At 42.9% G+C, this 18,412-nt stretch carries 18 protein-coding genes; 10 read left to right on the forward strand and 8 right to left on the reverse strand.

The genetic code is table 11. The annotated features are described in order from the left end of the window. Positions 1-164 precede the first annotated feature (164 nt). From AB4482_RS04910 to AB4482_RS04925, 4 genes are all read right to left on the reverse strand, one after another. Complete coding sequence (locus AB4482_RS04910; RefSeq protein ID WP_372180608.1) at positions 165-767, reverse strand: porin family protein; 603 nt, start codon at positions 765-767, stop codon at positions 165-167. Between the two features lie 938 nt (positions 768-1,705). Then, a complete protein-coding gene (locus AB4482_RS04915) occupies positions 1,706-3,427 on the reverse strand; it encodes an ATP-binding protein (RefSeq protein WP_017059647.1) in 1,722 nt (573 codons plus the stop codon). Continuing rightward, positions 3,427-4,611 (reverse strand): FIST signal transduction protein, encoded by a 1,185-nt coding sequence (locus AB4482_RS04920; protein ID WP_017059646.1) that lies wholly within the window; start codon positions 4,609-4,611, stop codon positions 3,427-3,429. The genes AB4482_RS04915 and AB4482_RS04920 overlap by 1 nt, the downstream gene beginning before the upstream one ends. A 114-nt stretch (positions 4,612-4,725) precedes the next feature. Then, positions 4,726-5,091, reverse strand: a complete 366-nt coding sequence (locus AB4482_RS04925) for a hypothetical protein (protein WP_017059645.1) — start codon at positions 5,089-5,091, stop codon at positions 4,726-4,728. A gap of 252 nt (positions 5,092-5,343) precedes the next feature. On the opposite strand from AB4482_RS04925, the gene ccoN reads away from it, so the two are divergent. The 10 genes from ccoN (at position 5,344) to uspE (ending at position 14,348) form a co-directional block, all read left to right on the forward strand. Then, a complete protein-coding gene (ccoN, locus tag AB4482_RS04930; RefSeq protein WP_009846707.1) occupies positions 5,344-6,777 on the forward strand; it encodes a cytochrome-c oxidase, cbb3-type subunit I in 1,434 nt (477 codons plus the stop codon). A gap of 11 nt (positions 6,778-6,788) precedes the next feature. Beyond that, positions 6,789-7,409, forward strand: a complete 621-nt coding sequence (gene ccoO, locus AB4482_RS04935) for a cytochrome-c oxidase, cbb3-type subunit II (protein WP_017059643.1) — start codon at positions 6,789-6,791, stop codon at positions 7,407-7,409. A 9-nt stretch (positions 7,410-7,418) separates the two neighbouring features. After that, positions 7,419-7,592, forward strand: a complete 174-nt coding sequence (locus AB4482_RS04940) for a CcoQ/FixQ family Cbb3-type cytochrome c oxidase assembly chaperone (RefSeq protein ID WP_004733679.1) — start codon at positions 7,419-7,421, stop codon at positions 7,590-7,592. Next, positions 7,592-8,566, forward strand: a complete 975-nt coding sequence (gene ccoP, locus AB4482_RS04945) for a cytochrome-c oxidase, cbb3-type subunit III (RefSeq protein WP_017063857.1) — start codon at positions 7,592-7,594, stop codon at positions 8,564-8,566. The genes AB4482_RS04940 and ccoP overlap by 1 nt, the downstream gene beginning before the upstream one ends. 108 nt (positions 8,567-8,674) lie before the next feature. After that, entirely contained in the window at positions 8,675-9,154 is a 480-nt protein-coding gene (locus AB4482_RS04950) for a FixH family protein (RefSeq protein WP_017059641.1), read from the forward strand. 5 nt (positions 9,155-9,159) lie between these two features. After that, positions 9,160-11,532, forward strand: a complete 2,373-nt coding sequence (locus tag AB4482_RS04955) for a heavy metal translocating P-type ATPase metal-binding domain-containing protein (RefSeq protein ID WP_029235846.1) — start codon at positions 9,160-9,162, stop codon at positions 11,530-11,532. Then, on the forward strand, positions 11,532-11,768 hold the full coding sequence (gene ccoS, locus AB4482_RS04960; RefSeq protein ID WP_372132561.1) for a cbb3-type cytochrome oxidase assembly protein CcoS: 237 nt from the start codon (positions 11,532-11,534) through the stop codon (positions 11,766-11,768). Before AB4482_RS04955 ends, ccoS begins: the two co-directional genes overlap by 1 nt. After that, positions 11,758-12,432: a sulfite exporter TauE/SafE family protein gene (locus AB4482_RS04965; protein ID WP_372132564.1), complete on the forward strand. Its 675-nt coding sequence runs from the start codon at positions 11,758-11,760 to the stop codon at positions 12,430-12,432. Before ccoS ends, AB4482_RS04965 begins: the two co-directional genes overlap by 11 nt. A gap of 86 nt (positions 12,433-12,518) precedes the next feature. Further along, on the forward strand, positions 12,519-13,265 hold the full coding sequence (locus AB4482_RS04970) for an FNR family transcription factor (protein WP_017059637.1): 747 nt from the start codon (positions 12,519-12,521) through the stop codon (positions 13,263-13,265). Between the two features lie 132 nt (positions 13,266-13,397). Continuing rightward, positions 13,398-14,348, forward strand: a complete 951-nt coding sequence (gene uspE, locus AB4482_RS04975) for a universal stress protein UspE (RefSeq protein ID WP_372132567.1) — start codon at positions 13,398-13,400, stop codon at positions 14,346-14,348. Between the two features lie 103 nt (positions 14,349-14,451). On the opposite strand, the gene ttcA is transcribed toward uspE, so the two are convergent. From ttcA to AB4482_RS04995, 4 genes are all read right to left on the reverse strand, one after another. Beyond that, positions 14,452-15,345 carry a tRNA 2-thiocytidine(32) synthetase TtcA gene (gene ttcA, locus AB4482_RS04980; RefSeq protein ID WP_017059635.1) on the reverse strand — a complete coding sequence of 298 codons (894 nt, stop codon included), beginning with the start codon at positions 15,343-15,345 and terminating at the stop codon, positions 14,452-14,454. 319 nt (positions 15,346-15,664) lie between these two features. Continuing rightward, complete coding sequence (locus AB4482_RS04985) at positions 15,665-16,315, reverse strand: DUF2987 domain-containing protein (RefSeq protein WP_102427720.1); 651 nt, start codon at positions 16,313-16,315, stop codon at positions 15,665-15,667. Between the two features lie 122 nt (positions 16,316-16,437). Beyond that, complete coding sequence (locus tag AB4482_RS04990; RefSeq protein ID WP_102393736.1) at positions 16,438-17,289, reverse strand: glucosaminidase domain-containing protein; 852 nt, start codon at positions 17,287-17,289, stop codon at positions 16,438-16,440. Then, positions 17,282-18,097, reverse strand: coding sequence for a membrane protein (locus tag AB4482_RS04995; protein WP_017068198.1), 816 nt, complete (start codon positions 18,095-18,097; stop codon positions 17,282-17,284). Before AB4482_RS04995 ends, AB4482_RS04990 begins: the two co-directional genes overlap by 8 nt. Positions 18,098-18,412: the final 315 nt, after the last annotated feature.

An 18,412-nucleotide genomic window follows, 5' to 3' on the forward strand; every position in this document is an offset into this window, starting at 1 on the left:
AAAGCTTTCAAGTTGTAACTTTTTACAGAAGATACAACGTAACTTTATTTATGGTTGAATTGTCTTGTCAAAGTAGAGGTCGAGTAGGGAAATAGGTGATCAAAATTAAAGCCGAGCTTTAAAAGGACGGCTTTAGTAGTATTGAGCCTACGAGTGAATCAAGTTTAGAAGTGGTACCTTGCACCTAGGTAAGCGGTTTGAGGTGACACATCGATGGATTCAATTTCAACGTTTGCATAGCGGTAACCAATATGGATATCGATGTTGTCTGTTACCATCGCACCAAGCTCAGCACCAACTTGGTAGGCTGCTTCAGACTTAGAGTCTGATACTCCAAAAGCTTTCGCTTCCATATCCATAGAGCCAACACCGGCTAATAAAGATACATACAGATCTAATACGTCACCTTCAACAATAAACTTTGGTTTAATGTTTACGAAGAAAGCATGGCCTTCAATATCCATTAAGTCGTTATAGCTAACTTTTCCGATTTTTCGGTACTCGGCTTCTAGCCCCAGTTTGACGACATCATGTGTATTGAATTCGTAGCCTCCAACCAAGTTATAGCTAAAGTCTGATAGATCAGATAAATCTTCAATGGCGCTGCCACGATATTCTAATTCAGTTTCATTATAAAAGCCGATATCAACACCAGCATAAAAATGACCATGCTCTCTAGGTGAGTTTTCGTTTTCACTAGCAAGCGCCTGCGAGCTAATGCCAAAAAAAGCGGTGAATAGCGATAGGGCGATTGTACTGATTTTCATGTAAAGCCTTCTAAGATAATAAGTTATTCTGTTCCAGAATATGTTAACAAACAAAAGATACTCTAACTAATTGAGAACTAGCCTAAAGATCTGATTTTAAAGACTTGTTGGTAATAGAAGTGTCATTATCGCAGTTATGAGACAAGTTAATATAGTCCAGACAGAGGTTAATAGAATTTATGTTGCACTGTAACTTACGATTAGCCAAGTCGTTTATAGAAGTTCGTTTTGGATGGCAACGCAGTTTGGTAACAATGACCGTTGGGCATCAGAAAATTCAAAGTTAGTGGTTTGAAAAACGAGTACGGATGTTACTGATGACGTTGATAGTTGATTCAATTTGGTGAAGAACAAGCCAACATAGGTAAACAAGACTAGATGATTCGGGAGTTCGCTTGGTCTTTTGGGACCGTTAAATCTAGCGAACAAGAGTAACCAAGTCTTTTCAGTTTATTGGTAGTACGGACAATAGACCGAGAGTTAGTGGAAGCGTTAATCATCTAGGTTCTTTTGGTAAGCAAAATCAGGGTAATAGCTTTTAACACTCAACCAGCAGAGACTCTGGACTAACTTTGGAGAGGCATCCGTAATTAGAAGTCTTAATTAAGTTTGAGCAGACATGTGATAAAGCCATCACGATTTAATCCAATTAACGCGGAGTCAAAGCCAGCCAGTAATTAAATAGATAGATTCATGCGGCGCTGTACGTAAAATTACGCGAGTAACAGGCCCTGAAACCTCTCAGATTTCAATCTCATTTTTGGTGCGTATTATGTATATTATGTTAAATGGTGTTTGGTGTTTATAAGGCAGGTATCTTTGTGCGATGCCCTGCCTCTTGTTTATCTACCAAATCGATGTTCTATTTAACAGTAAGGCTATTTACCATAAAATACCTAATAAACATATTTCCTAATCTTCGATTAAGAATACGTTTATTAGACTTCAAGCATTAATCGATCAATTGCTTCTGTGATCTCTTTAGTTCTTACTGGCTTGGTCACGAAATCATTCATGCCGACATCTAAGCACGAACATTTGTCTTCTACTGATGTGTGTGCTGTTAGCGCAACGATTGGTGTTTTGATGTTTGCGTCTCTCATGTATTTGGTTGTGGTTAATCCATCCATGACCGGCATCGACACATCCATTAAGATAATGTCTATTGATTCGTTGCCTCTTTCAATAAAGCCAATCGCTTCTTCACCATTACTTGCGATGAAAACCTCGTGGCCTTGTCTTGTAAGGATTAACTTTATCACCATTTGATTCGTTGGATTGTCTTCGACAACTAACACTGAATAACGGCTTCTTAACTCTCGTGAAGATTCGTCTTCTTTGTTAGCCAGATTATTCGTAACTCTAGTAAGCACTGGCAACTGTACTTCGAATTTGGAGCCTTTTCCAGGCTCACTCTTTACCGATATGCGCCCGCGCATCAGTTCAACCAGTCTTTTAGTGATGGCCAAGCCTAAACCTGTGCCACCAAATCTACGTGTGATTGTGCTATCAGCTTGCACAAATGGACTGAACAGCGACGAAAGTTGTTGCGAGCTAATGCCAATCCCTGTGTCTTCCACCGTTATATAGAAAGAGCTCTGCTGGTACTTTATAGAAACATGGACATGCCCACGCTCAGTGAACTTAATCGCGTTACCGATCAAATTAAATAGGATCTGTGCCAAGCGACTTGGGTCGATGTAATGAAGTTCACCTTCAGGGATATCGCTAGTTACTGTTAGCGGCAAACCTTTATCGTCTGCTGTCTTCTTTTGTTCAGATAATACAAAAGTTACAGTGTCTCTTACGTTGCTCCATTGAGGAGCCAACGAGAAACACCCAGATTCAATCTTAGAAAAATCCAATACGTCACTGATAATTGCCAGCAATAGCTCAGATGATGTGCTCATATTAAGCAGTATAGACTGTTGTTCTTCGTTCAATGATGTGGATTTTAGGGTGTCTATTAGGCCAATTATGGCATTTAGCGGTGTTCTTAATTCATGACTCATCATCGCGAGGAATTCAGACTTGGCCTTGTTGGCTCTTTCTGCGTCTTTTCTTGCTGTGACAAGCTCTGCGGTACGTTCTCGAACGGTTGCTTCAAGCTTTTCTTTGTTCTCAATATCGAAAACAGCACGCTCTATCAACGGTCGAAAACGGTTTAGTGTGGCCTTAGTTTCAATACTAAAGTGCTTGGTATTCGAGTGGATAAAGATGATGACGGATTGTGTTAGTCCGCTATCGATACCAGTAATTAGAACAGAGTTGATTTGATCGAGGATAATGGGATGTAAGGAATTGAATTCACCCAGAGACTTGGGTTCAAAAAGGATGGCGCATTCTCCATTGATCACTCGAGATAACTTGCCACAATCACTCCAATTCATCTGTTCGAAGACTTTGTTATTGCTTAGCAGGGTTTTGAAACTGCCTTCGTTCCCTACCCTTGATACCACGATAAAGTCATCAAACTTAATGTATTTTTTGAGCACGAACTCGAGACTGGAGAATATCTCAGATATGTTACTTGCCTTACTGATCGCAGAGATGGTTGATAAGATCACCCTGTTCTCTTCAGCCAGCTTTCGCTCACGGGCTTTTAGTTTTTGCAGTTCAATACGTGCTTCTTGCAGCGCTTCTTGACCTTCAGAACCCATTACTTTTTCAACCTATAAAACGTTGCAGACGATACCATTAAATTCCCGTGTGCATTCTCGCCACCAGAGAGCCTGCCTTGTTCACCAAACGTAAACGGACATATGTATGGTAGCCCATTAAGTGCTTGATTTATTTGGTCACAAACCTCATCCATATCTTGTTTAAGGTTCAACATTGGGCCTGCACAAAAGATATTGATCGCCCCTAGTTTCTCTTCAAGATCCATGTCGTTGTAGTATGAGGAGTGAATGATATTCGCGGCGCGGCTAATCAACTGCTGCTTAGACCCTTGCATCAGGTAGATGGTGTCGCCTTCACTGATGTCTGTGAACAGCTCAATCCCATTACACTCCGTCTCTCTGATCGAATGAGACAATTTGAAATATGGGTAATCGTAAGAAGAGCCGACTTTCCTGCCTAATGGGTAGACTGACGACTTTTCGAATATGTAGCCATCATCACTGCCATCTAAGTGGAAATTAGTCCATTCGTTGTAAACGGTGACGGCTGGCCTGTGGTCTATCTCCAACAAAATTCGGTTTCTTACTTTGGTCACGGTGCCTGAATACCGCGTAGGCGTATGACCCGCGCTGAAAGAGGAATAGATGGACTGAGACGCAAACACTACCGTTAAAGACACACCATTTATAGACAGCGACTCTTCGGTGAAGATACTCCAATTTCCGGAAACCTGGTTGTCTGCAGCACTGCCACCAATAATTGGCACTTCAGTACCAAATTTCTTATCGATAGCCGCCATCACCTTTTCTTCGTTACCCGGTGTGGAATGCAGCAAGATAAGATCAGGAATTTCACCTTCTCGGTTGGCGTTCTTGAGTGCTTTGTCTATCGCGCTGAAGGTACTGCGGTCTATGGAGTCACTGAAATGTTCGATTCCCGTACCATAGGCGTTGATCCCCGAGTCATAAATAATGAGGACGCCAATGACTGGACCAGAATGAAAACCAGTTTCGGTCATAATGCCGTGACAAGTAGTACAGCCATGTATGGGAGTGTTCGGGAGAGCATCTACGAAATATCTCTGCACAGCGAGTGTCGAATACTCTTCTGTGCAGTAGCAAATAAGACAAGCAATATCGTCAGGGTTTTCCACCCCGCTGAGCAACTCATCTACTGCGATTTTATCGTCTAGGGAGTAAGAGACTTTTGATAGAAATTTCATAGATTCTGGGTAACTTTATTAATGCTCTCTTTATAACACTTTAATGCATTGTGTTTCACTGATTTGGTACATGTTTCTATCAAAAGAACCGAGGTGTGCCCCAGTTTCTCTCTGTTACTCCTTAGAAAGGTTTACAGAAAACGTGCTCACCTGTTGTGGAAATGTAACCGTTATTGAGGAGGTCTTATCACTAGTTTGTAACAGCCAATTTGATGGTCCTTTTTCTTCCAGAATTCCGCTTTCATTATAGCTAATGATAAATTTGCCAGTTTTAGATGTTTCGATCGAATACCCTAGGTTATTGCTTGAAACTGAAACATTATGATTATCAATACCAAATTTACAAGGTTTTGAAACTATACAGTTTACTGTTTCGTTATTATCGTATGTTACTGTTCTCCAAGTAAATGCAGCTATTAAAATAACCAACATGACGATAATTTGAACAAGCCTGCCTTTTGTTAGCTTTTGTGCCGCCATTATAATCTTTACTCCTTGTTACAAAGTTCAAAGTTTTTAAATAAAAATCCAATTCCAGACCAAGCGTAAGGTTACTACTCTGTCATTGATTTGTTAATTCAAGTATAGTGTCGCGTTGAAAATGCCACTTTTTTTTAAAATCAGCAAGTGGAAATAAAGCCCTGAATAGGCTGAATTTCCTTTTCTAATTTGGGTGGCATTACGACGTGAGTCGTGTTGGAAGTAAAGTGTAGTAAATAAGAAATTGGAAGCATGCAAATGAGCCAAGAAAAGCAGCTTGAACAAAACTACAACTATACGGTCGTCCGTCAATTTACCCTAGTTACAATTTTGTGGGGTATTGTCGGTATGGGCGTTGGTGTTTTGATTGCCGCTCAATTAGTTTGGCCACAGCTAAACTTTGATACGCCGTGGTTGACGTACAGTCGTTTACGTCCCCTGCATACTAATGCGGTTATTTTTGCGTTCGGTACAAGTGCGCTGTTTGCAACATCATATTATGTTGTACAACGTACCTGTCAGACGCGTCTCTTTGGTGGCCCTCTCGTAGCCTTTACCTTTTGGGGTTGGCAAGCGATTATCCTGTCCGCTGCAATTACTTTACCGTTAGGTTTAACCTCTGGTAAAGAATACGCAGAACTTGAATGGCCAATCGATATTGCTATTACTCTTGTGTGGGTAGCTTATGCGGTCGTGTTCTTCGGAACCATGATTAAACGTAAGACATCGCACATTTACGTAGCAAACTGGTTCTTCGGAGCCTTCATTATCACGGTTGCCGTGTTGCACATCGTTAACAGCCTAGCTGTTCCTGTCTCTGCGTTTAAATCGTACTCGATTTATTCCGGAGCGATCGATGCAATGGTGCAATGGTGGTACGGACACAATGCGGTAGGCTTCCTATTGACAGCTGGTTTCCTAGGCATGATGTACTACTTCGTTCCTAAACAAGCTGGTCGCCCTGTTTACTCTTACCGTTTGTCGATTGTTCACTTCTGGGCTCTCGTGTCTCTGTATATCTGGGCTGGTCCTCACCACCTACACTACACTGCACTTCCTGACTGGACTCAATCTCTAGGTATGGTTATGTCTTTGGTTCTGTTTGCTCCATCTTGGGGTGGCATGATCAACGGTATTATGACTCTATCTGGTGCGTGGCATAAGCTTCGCTACGACCCAATCCTACGTTTCCTAATCGTTTCTCTATCATTCTACGGCATGTCGACTTTCGAAGGCCCAATGATGGCAATCAAAACGGTTAACGCACTATCTCACTACACGGACTGGACTATCGGTCACGTTCACTCTGGTGCGTTAGGTTGGGTTGCAATGGTTTCTATCGGTTCGGTTTACCACTTAGTTCCTAAACTATTTGGTCAAGAGCGTATGTACTCTGTATCTCTAATCAATGTTCACTTCTGGTTAGCAACGATTGGTACGGTTTTCTACATTGTTGCAATGTGGATCTCTGGCGTGATGCAAGGTCTAATGTGGCGTGCAGTTAACTCTGACGGTACATTAACTTACAGCTTCGTTGAATCTGTAGAAGCATCTTACCCGTTCTACTTTGTACGTTTCTTAGGTGGTTTCATCTTCCTATCTGGTATGTTCTTAATGGCATACAACACGTACAAAACTGTTTCTGCACCTAAAGATAGCCTTAAAGCTATCCCTCAACCGGCTTAAGGAGATTTAGAATGAGCTCAAATTCAAATAATCGCCATGAGTTGGTAGAGAAGAACGTTGGCCTACTAGCGATTCTTATCGTTATTGCTATCAGTTTTGGTGCTTTAGTAGAAATTACCCCACTTATTTTCCAAAAGCAGACTACTGAACCTGTAGAAAATCTACGTGTTTACTCTGCTCTGGAAATGGAAGGTCGTGATATCTACATTCGCGAAGGTTGTAACGTATGTCACAGCCAAATGATTCGTCCTTTCCGCTCTGAAACTGAACGTTACGGTCACTACTCTGTAGCTGGCGAAAGTGTTTGGGAACACCCATTCCTATGGGGTTCTAAGCGTACTGGTCCTGATCTAGCGCGTGTTGGTGATCGTTACTCTGATGAGTGGCACCGTGTTCACCTTATCGACCCTCGCGAACTTGTTCCTGAATCAAACATGCCTGGTTTCCCATGGCTTGCTGAGAATGTACTTGATGGCAAATTGACTAAACAGAAGCTTGAAATCTTCCGTAATCAATTTGGTGTTCCTTACACAGACGAACAAATTGCTAACGCTAAACAAGATGTTGAAGGAAAAACAGAGATGGATGCAATCATCGCTTACCTTCAATCGCTTGGCCACGCAATGAAATAAGGAATAATTATGGACATTATTACATTTCAAAGTGTTTGGACTGTTACTGTTTTTGCTTGTTTCATCGGCATCGTTTGGTGGGCTTTCGGTAAAAATCGTAAGTCGCGCTTCGACGAAGATGCAAACCTAGTGTTCGCTGATGAAGCACCTGCGAAAGATAAAAATCAAGGAGTGACGAAGTAATGAGTACATTCTGGAGTATTTGGGTAACAGTAATCACAATCGGTACATTGATTGGCTGTGCAGCCTTACTTCGTTGGTGTTCCAACGATAAAACAGGTGTAGAAGAAGGTCAGGATATGGGCCATGAATACGATGGTATTCGTGAGCTTAATAACCCGCTACCTAAATGGTGGACATACCTTTTCGTTAGCACAATTGTGTTTGCAGCTGTTTATCTAGCTCTATACCCAGGCCTTGGCAACTTTAAAGGTCTACTAGGTTGGACGAGTTCAAACCAAACAGTTCGTAGCGTAGAAGAGTCTCGCTCTGCAATCGCTGCTGCGCAAGCAAACAAACAGTTAGACGCATACGCGAAAGAACTTGATGATGCTGACACCTACTTTGGTGAAGCTTTCAGAAAGCTAGCTCACGACGAAAACGGTCTACGTTCTGTCCCTGACATTGCATCAGATGCCGATGCAATCAAAGTGGGCCAACGTTTATTCCTACAAAACTGTTCTCAGTGTCACGGCTCTGATGCACGTGGTCAGAAAGGTTTCCCGAACCTAACTGATGACGCATGGCTATATGGTGGTGAACCACAAGCTATCGTTACTACCATCATGCATGGTCGTGTCGGTCAAATGCCAGGTTGGAAAGACGCTCTTGGCGAAGAAGGCGTAAAAGAAGTAGTTAGCTACACGCTTAGCCTTTCTGGTCGTAGCGTAAACGCACGTGAAGCAGAGGCTGGTAAAGCGCGCTTTGTAGTGTGTGCAGCCTGTCACGGTACTGATGGTAAGGGTAACCCTGCTGTTGGCGCACCTGACTTGACTGACCGCGACTGGCTATTTGGCGATTCTCGCGCTGATGTGACGGAAACAGTCATGTACGGACGTTCTGGTGTAATGCCGGCTTGGAAGGACATCCTCGGTGAGGATAAGGTTCAGCTCGTCTCTGCCTACGTCTGGAGCCTCAGCAACTCAGATAAAGAGTAACATAATAATAACAGCCCCTTCTTAAGGGGCTGTCTTTCTTTTACAGTTATAACCTTAAGTGTTTGTAAAAATTAGTTTTATTTCATTGTATATATTGAGAATAATAATATGGAACAACCTTGGTATAAGCAGTTTTGGCCGTGGTTTTTGATCTTCCTAACCGTTGGCGTTTCTATGCTAACATTGGTTCGAGTCGCGATACTTACCAACCATTCAGTTAACGTTGTCACTGAAGATTACTATAAAAAAGGTAAAGGTATTAATGTCGACATTTCGAAAGTAAATGTTGCTAAAGAGCTTGGCTTATCAGCTTCAGTTAGCGAGAAAGGTAACTCAGTTATCATTACTCTCGACAAAGGCAAACTAGACCACTTCCCTGCTATTAGCGCAATGTTCGTGCACCGAACGCTGCCTGACCGTGATTTTACTCAGCTACTGACCGCTGATGCGAGAGGCAACTACACGTTGACTCTGGATCATGAAATGCAAGGTCCATGGTTTATCGAGCTTTCTCCGCATGATTCTGAATGGTTAGTGCAAGGTCGCATGAACTTCCCTATTGATACTCCTACTCAACTAACGAACTAAATCTTATGTGTGAATCCTGTTATCACTGCGGTGAAGATGTACCAGCGGAAACGGATTTTAAAGTAGAAATCTTAGGATCGGTACGACCTATGTGTTGTCCGGGTTGCGAAACCGTAGCCCAGACAATCGTTGATAGCGGTCTGGTCTCTTACTACCAATATCGTACCGCTCCAGCTGAAAAAGCGGATCTCGTGCCAGAGCAACTTCTGGCACTCAGTCATTACGACAACGAAGATGTTCAATTGGAGTTCGTCCGTAACTCTGAAAACACCTCTGAAGTGACATTGTCACTAGAAGGTGTCTCTTGTGCTGCTTGTGCTTGGCTTATTGAAAAGCAAGTCTCTTCAAAGTTAGGGGTTGTTAGTATTCGTGTTAATACCACGACTAACCGCGCCCTGCTCAGTTGGGACAACACTCAGACGAAACTGAGCGAGCTGTTGTCTGCAATCCATACCTTAGGCTACAAAGCCGCACCTTTTGAGGCTGATCAACAAGAAGCCGCCTATCATCGATCGATGAAGAATTATCTCTATCGTCTTGGCATTGCTGGTTTAGCAACCATGCAGGTCATGATGCTGGCTGTTGCGCTTTATCTTGAAGTCTTTGGTAACCTTGAGCCCGAATTCAAAAGCTACTTCCGTTGGGTGAGCTTAATCTTTGCAACACCGGTTCTGCTCTACTCTGCATTGCCTTTCTATATCAACGCGTGGCGTAGCCTCAAAGGTCGAACATTGGGTATGGATGTACCTGTGTCGATCGCTCTTTTGTTTGCCTACGTTGCAAGTTTGGTCGCAACGGTGACAGAGAAAGGTGAAGTATTCTTCGAATCTATCTCGATGTTTACCTTCTTCCTACTGCTTGGTCGTTTCCTTGAAATGCGCGCTCGTCGTAAAGCCGCCGCTGCTAGTGGTAACCTGCTTAAGCTCGTTCCTGCTATGGCAACAACGTTAGATGGCGAACAAGTTCCAGTCAAAACCTTAAAAGTTGGCGACCAAATTCGCGTTCTACCGGGTGAGCACATTCCTGCCGATGGCAAAGTATTGTCTGGCAGAGTTCATATCGATGAATCGATGCTGACTGGCGAATCTATCCATGTGGTCAAAAACGAAGGCGATACCGTCTTTGCTGGTACATTGAATGGTGATGAATCATTTGAATTGGAAGTAATGACGTCAAAAGCGGATTCGGTTATTTCCAATATCGTTCGCCTGCAAGACGAAGCGCAATTGTCTAAACCCCGCATTGCAGAAATTGCTGATGTTGTGGCTCGATACTTTGTTGCGGTGATCTTAATCATCTCATTCGGTACTTGGTTTTACTGGCACCAAACACGACCAGAAGACGCTTTCTGGATCATGCTTTCGGTATTGGTAGCAACGTGTCCTTGTGCTCTGTCACTGGCAACACCGACGGCGATTACTTGTTCAACGTCTCGCATGGGTAACTTCGGTATTTTGCTGCGCAAAGGCCACGTATTCGAAACCTTGTGCAAAGTGAATCACTTGATCATCGATAAAACAGGTACATTGACTGAGGGTGATATTCGTATCAGCCAAGTTGAAACCTTCGCTGAACTTGATAAAGACACTTGTCTCAAAGTAGCGGCGAGCCTGGAACAACACGCTAACCACCCTATCGCTAAAGCGTTCAAGACTCATCTTTCTGATGAGATCGAAGTAGAGTCAGTTAATAACGTGATTGGTTCAGGTATCACTGGTGAGTGGAATGGCCAAGAAGTTGCGATTGGTAGTAGTGAATTCATTCTAGGTGAAGCTCAACCATCGGAAAGCAACGGCATTTACTTGTCGATGGCGGGTCGTCATATCGCGACATTCACTTATGAAGATCCCATTCGTAAAGAAAGCATAGAGTTTATTAAGCAATTTAAAGAAGCAGGCATCAAAACAACTCTGCTTACTGGCGATTCTTTGATTAACGCGAAGCCTGTTGCTGAAGAGATCGGTATTACAGACATTGTTGCTAACGCAAAACCTGAAGATAAGCTTGCTTACCTGAACTCTCGAGATGCAAGTGATATTACCATGATGGTTGGCGATGGTATTAACGATGCCCCTATTCTTGCGGGTGCCCACCTTTCAGTTGCTATGGGCGGCGGTACGGATGTCGCGAAAGCTTCTGCGGATATGGTGTTACTGGGTGATAAGCTCGATAGATTACTTAAGTCGCGTACTTTGGCGTTAAAAACACGTAAGATAATTCGTGAAAACCTAGCTTGGTCATTAGGATATAACTTACTTATCCTTCCATTGGCTGTCGCGGGTTTGGTTGCTCCATACATTGCCGTTGTGGGCATGTCTGCCAGCTCTATTATTGTTGTGTCTAACTCGTTAAGGCTTTTAAAAGAGCAAGGTAAATAATGGAAAGTTTATACATCCTGATCCCCATTGCGATTGTACTGGTGTGCATCGCTGTTGGTATTTTTCTATGGGCGGTGAAGAGCGAACAGTTTGAAGACCTAGAACGTCAAGGTCACAATATACTGTTTGATGAAGACGCAAAGGCTCACAACCATTCTGATAGTAAACCTGTCAAGAATGAGAAAGCTAACAGCGAAAACCAAACTAACGTAGACAAAAAGAACGATGACGCCTGATTGGATCGGAGCCTTTGTTGTTGGATTGATCGGCGCAGGCCATTGCATGGGAATGTGTGGTGGTATTGCGTCGCTTCTTTCGATTGGCAACAGTAAACCTTCCCCTGTTATTCCCCTACTTTATAACCTAGGGCGCTTGCTGAGTTATGCCGTGATTGGTGGTGTGATTGGCGGTGCAATCTCTTCGATAGGTCAGCTAAGCGATTTTAACGCTCTGCTAGGTTGGCTGCGATTATTTGCTGCTGCCTTTATGATCGTCTTAGGTTTGTATATCGGTAAATGGTGGTTCGGCTTGTTGTTCTTTGAAAAAGTCGGACAGAAGCTATGGCGTTATATCTCTCCTTTAGGTAAATCATTTCTACCCTTGAAGCACCCTAGCCACGCTTTGCCGTTTGGCTTTATTTGGGGTTGGCTACCATGTGGCTTAGTTTACTCAATGCTTACGTGGGCGGCCGTATCAGGAAGTTGGTACAACGGTGCAGGTATTATGCTTGCTTTCGGTTTAGGGACGCTCCCAGCGATGCTGACGGTTGGTATGGGTGCTAATTTCCTCAAGAAACTGCAACAAGCTGACTTATTTCGCCAACTAGGCGCAATTTTAATCCTCATTTACGGTTTCTATACCGGTTATATGGCACTACAGCTCATTATTTATACCGTATAGCCATTCTTTAAATCCGGTTTTTTTACTACCCAACTGGATAAAGGAATGCTAAAATATTGACGTATATCAAATAGTGAAAGATTGTTATGATTTCTGAAAAGCCTGTGACGAAACGTGTTCAGTCTGGTGGCTGTGCGATCCATTGCCAGGATTGTAGTATTAGCCAGCTCTGTATTCCGTTTACTTTGAATGAATCTGAACTCGATCAACTTGATCAGATCATTGAGAGAAAAAAGCCTATTCAAAAAGGCCAAGAGTTATTTAAAGCCGGTGACGAGCTTAAATCTCTATATGCTATTCGCTCTGGAACGATCAAGAGCTACACGATTACCGAGCAAGGTGATGAGCAGATTACTGCATTCCACCTAGCGGGCGATCTTGTTGGCTTCGATGCGATTACTGGTGACCAACACCCTAGTTTTGCACAAGCGCTAGAAACTTCTATGGTATGTGAAATCCCATATGAGATTCTTGATGACCTATCAGGAAAAATGCCTAAATTGCGTCAGCAAATTATGCGCCTGATGAGTAACGAGATTAAAGGTGACCAAGAAATGATTCTGCTTCTGTCTAAGAAGAACGCGGAAGAGCGTCTTGCTGCATTCCTTTACAACCTTTCGACTCGCTTCTCTCAACGTGGCTTCAGCCCGCGTGAGTTCCGCCTAACGATGACTCGTGGCGATATTGGTAACTACCTTGGTTTGACTGTTGAAACAATCAGCCGTCTTCTAGGTCGCTTCCAAAAAGCAGACATCTTGAGCGTTAAAGGCAAATATATCACTATCGAAGATCACGATGCGTTGATGGAACTTGCTGGCGTTTCAAAAGAATAGTCTAGATATCAATGATGTAGTTCAATAATGAGCTACATCATGTTTCTCTCTTAAAACCTCTTATATTTCTCTTAATCTCTCCATAACTACGCTACATTATTTATATGTTCGGTCTGAAAAGTAGGCTTAGTTATGAGTATCTATAACAAAATTTTAGTTGTCGCAGACATTAATCACGATGAGCAACCTGCTCTAGTTCGTGCTATCCAACTTGCTAAGAAAAGCACCTCAACAAGCCACATCACTTTCTTTTTGTCGATATACGACTTCTCGTATGAAATGACATCTATGCTCTCTATCGATGAAAGAGACGCAATGCGCAAAGGCGTAATTCACCAACGCGAAATTTGGATGAATAAAGTCGCAGAACCTTACCTAGATGATTCTATTGAATTTAATGTACAAGTGGTTTGGCATAACCGCCCGTACGAAGCGATCATTGCTGAGGTTTACAGCGGCGAGCACGACATCTTAATCAAAGGTACGCGTAAACACGATACTTTGGAATCTGTCATCTTCACTCCAACCGATTGGCATCTGTTGAGAAAGTGCCCTAGCCCAGTGCTATTGGTTAAAAACGATTTCTGGCCAGATCACGCGAAGATTTTTGCTTCAGTTCATGTAGGTTCTGAAACAGAAGCTCATTTAGAGCTTAACGATACGATGGTCGACAGATTGCTAGAGATCACCGGTCGTTTGGATGCGGAACCGTTCTTGGTGAATGCCTACCCTGTGACACCTGCGAATATTACCATTGAACTGCCAGAGTTTGATCCAACGTCTTATACCGATGCGGTTCGTGGCCATCACTTAACGGCAATGAAAGCATTGCGCCAGAAGCACGGTATGTGTGAAGAAAAAACTGTGGTTGAACAAGGCTTGCCAGAAGATGTTATTCCTCGCGTCGCTTCTGAAAATAACGCTGCGATGGTGATTCTGGGTACAACGGGTCGTACTGGCTTGTCTGCCGTGTTTATTGGTAATACCGCGGAACATGTTATCGATAAGATTAACTGTGATGTGTTGGCTCTTAAACCGTCTGGTTACGTCAGCCCACTAGACCCTAACCTTTCGAAAGGTTAGGTCAGGGATAGTTTAACTTATAAAAAAACGCCTCAAGCATTGCTTGAGGCGTTTTTGTTTGTCTGTTGTAGGCGCATCTATTGCTCTACAACGATTATTCTTATTATACGTTCGTTACGTCGATGAACATTGACTCATCGATGTTAGAAGATGAAATTTCAGCTTCTTCGAATTCGTACGCTTTGCGGTCTTCACTACGGTCTAGTGGAAGGTTCACGAAGTCAAACAGCTCGCGGTCAGCCAGTTGGCTTGGACTTACGTTCTGGATTGACTTGAAGATCTTCTCAACACGACCTGGCGTTTTCTTATCCCAATCAATTAGCATCGCTTTAATGTTCTGACGCTGTAGATTCTCTTGAGAGCCACATAGGTTACAAGGAATGATTGGGAACTCTTTATGTTCTGCGTATTTGATTAGGTCCGTTTCACGACAGTAAGTCAGTGGACGAATAACAACGTTACGACCATCATCTGAACGAAGCTTTGGTGGCATAGCCTTTAAGCGTGCACCGTGGAACATGTTTAGGAACATGGTCTCAACGATGTCGTCTAGGTGGTGACCCAGAGCGATCTTAGTTGCACCAATCTTCTCTGCGAATGAGTACAAAGTACCACGACGAAGACGAGAACATAGGCCACACGTTGTTTTACCTTCTGGCACTTTCTCTTTAACCACTGAATACGTGTCTTTATCTACGATGTAGTAAGGAATGTTCAGCGTTTCAAAGTACTCAGGAAGAATGTGTTCAGGGAACCCAGGTTGTTTTTGATCTAGGTTTACTGCCACAACATCAAATTTGATCGGTGCTGCTTCACGTAAACGTAGCAAAATATCTAACATCGCAAATGAATCTTTACCGCCACTAATACATGCCATTACTACGTCATTCTCTTCGATCATGTTGTAGTCGATGATGGCATTTCCAACATTTCTTCTCAGACGTTTCTGAAGTTTGTTGAATTCAAGTGTTTCTTTTCTATTATCGTTTTGGTTCATTGCGACTCTCACACCGTCGTATTACCGACTGTAGATTGCTAGTGGGACTGTTTTAGGGCGTGGATTATACGGATTTTTATTTGATGTTGAAATAGTAACGGCCGGATAAACAAGCTGAGTAATAGAAAGATTCTGCTTTTATTGTTCGATAAGCGCCTAAACGGCAGAGAAACGCGGCTTCACAAGCTCTCGGTTGGTATCATAGATAAAGAAAAGCAGCCTGATCTTATTCGATGAGGCTGCTTTAAGATATGTCGCAAAAACTTAGGGGGATGATTTCGCTAAGCTTTTACTTCACTAACAATGATTCTGTTAAAAATTATTGCGCGGGAATGTACGGCAATACGCGAACTGTTGGTTCTGGCAACGTGATGCTGTCACTTCCATTCAGTTCTTCTAAGGTGAATTTCGCACGTCCTTCTTTGATTGGTAGTTGCTTGCCATTTGAAAGCTCGATGTTGCCTTCCAGCTTATTAGCGAACTCTAGCGTTAACCCTTGGATATCTGGCGTGAACCAACCAGAGAACATACCGCTGACGTCTTCAAGCATCGCCTGCATCTGTGGCAATAGGTTTTCTATCTGTGCAACTTCTACTGTGCCAGCTAAAGGCTCTTGAGTCATCACCACAAAAGAATATGCACATTCCTGTTCTTGAGTTTGTACAAAGATAAGAGGGTTTGCTGAGCGTAGGTTTTGATCTACCGGTAGAAGCAGTTCATTGGCTGGAGAGACTTTTAGCTCTTCGTAGTGCTCTTCTTTTTCCATCCAAGCTTTGCTGATGTGACAGGTTTGCTGAGCTTGTTGATCAACAAAGAAGACCGCAACTTTGACATCATCATGCCCTTCTTTGGTGTTGTTTTTCAGCTGAGTATAAAGCTTAGAATACGTGAACATGTATTCTTGCGCTGTAGCAGGAAGAGAAACCCCAAGGCTTAATGAGGCTAATAAAGCGAGTGCTGTCTTTTTCATTATTATAATCTTGTCGAAGTTGAGCGTTTATAAATAGAAAGAGCAGCCAATGAGCTGCTCTTTTTGTGATATTACTGGTATAAGCCGACTATCGAAGGCAACCAAGTTGGTATCAAAATGAGTTACTTTTTCCAGTATACCTCGTTGTGACGGATCATAGCTTGTAAATCAGTCACATAGTCGGAACCTCGCTCAGAATATTTTAACAAGCCATTGGTGAGCTCTGTCGCCGTTGCGGTTGTTAAAAGATCATCACCTTGCGCATCAAGTTTTGCACGAATCACTCTTAGATCGGCGTAAGCACGATTACGATTAAGGTTCATGAAATACCGATGTACGGATTCTTGGCTTGAAGAGAATGTTGCGACTTCATGCGAGCTACCTTCGTTACGTTGTAGCGGAACAAGGCCACAACCTTTGGTGTAACACCAGTGTCCAAAATAGTTATTTGCTTTAGTGGCGAAACGAGATGTACCCCAAGCTGATTCATTGGCCGCCTGAGTTAACACAAGCGCTTCAGGTAGCACGTTTACACGATTCAACATTTCTTTCAGCCAAGCGTCATCTAAGCCCGATGAAGGTACAGGCAGGCTATACAGCTTCCCTAGTCTCTTTGCGTATGACGCGTCTTCAGAGTCAACATTGTTCAACCCCGTCTCTGAAAGCTTGGTTAGAAACGCACGTTCTTTGGTGATTCGCTTGTTTTCGATGTTGATACTTGGGCGAAGATAAGAAAAGAAGGTGTCTTTCTTTTTATTTACATCTTCAATCGCTGCGAAATCTGGCTTATCAGAAGAGACGGTCAAGTCACCAAAGTTTTGCTCTGAGTCTGAAGCCTTTTGCCCCGCTCGCCTGCGCTCTTCTTCTTGTTGGTAAAGCATTGGGCCAACTAACGAGATCGAGCCAACTAAGGCTAATGCTGTCACTTTTAGCGCAAGTGATTTACTTGCGCTTAATTTAGAGTTGTTATGCATCGAATACCTGTGGGTCTTTATTGTTGCTACCGTTGTGGTCGTCGTCGCTCTTTGGTCTGTCTGACGCGATCAGTTTGAGTTTAATGCCAAACATCTCACGGTAAAGGATGCCTTTCACGTGGAAGAAGAACGGAAGAACGAAGATTAAGCCAATGCCGTACATCATCGCAGCCACAATGAACATCAACATAACCATTAAGTAGATAGACGCGACTACGAAGATCTTCTTGTTTACCGCTCTTAATGAAAGCAGTAGCGATTGCATTGGCGGCACTTTCTTATCACAAATCAGCAGAATCGAATGGCTGAACGCAAGTGAGAAGTAGATAGACAAGAACGGCAGAATCATACCTGCGATGCCTTGAAGCATTAGGCTAAACAAAGTCACTAGAATCACCGGAACCGTAAACTGCAACCCTTTACCGATGTGGCGTACTTTGGTTTGTAGACCAGCGGCGTGGCTCATTGCCATTAAACAGATACCGGCATAGATAGGCGCACTGATCACTTCATAGCTAAAGTTCGCAATAAAAATCGATTCAACGATTTGTGGCGTAAACGACTCTGGGTCGATAACCGCATCCAAGATAACCGCAGGATCACCAAGCTGTAGTTTTAGTGCGATATAAAAGATAGCGAGCTGCACAAACATCAAAGCAATAATCGCTGGGGAAAACGAAAGAAAGTGACTTATCGTATGTTTCCAAGCTTCTTGGAATACAGCCGTTGCTTTGAGCTCATAATCGCCAGAAAGTGCACGGTTGATACTACCGCCCAAATTAAAATCTTTTTCGATGTCGTTGTTCATATTGATACCTAGGTGTGCCGATTAAGCGAAGCCACCTAACTTATTGATAAAAAATTACCTTCATTATACTCATATGTCGGATACAAACTAAAATATGAATCTGTAACAAGGCTTGCTTTTGCGTCTTAATGATTAATAATTAGACACTTGTTAGGGTGTAAACCCAGTAAATAACAGTATGGTAAAGGATGTTTACTTTTACCTGCGAAATTTTTTATCTTCGAAAGGTAAAAAATGCTTTGAATTCACGTTTTTGGTGATTATGATGCGCGCCTTAAAGGTGTATAGCAACAGGTCTCAAATAGAACCAAGGTG

The organism is Vibrio sp. 10N.222.55.C7 (genome assembly GCF_041473335.1).
GTDB classification, from domain to species: domain Bacteria; phylum Pseudomonadota; class Gammaproteobacteria; order Enterobacterales; family Vibrionaceae; genus Vibrio; species Vibrio crassostreae_C.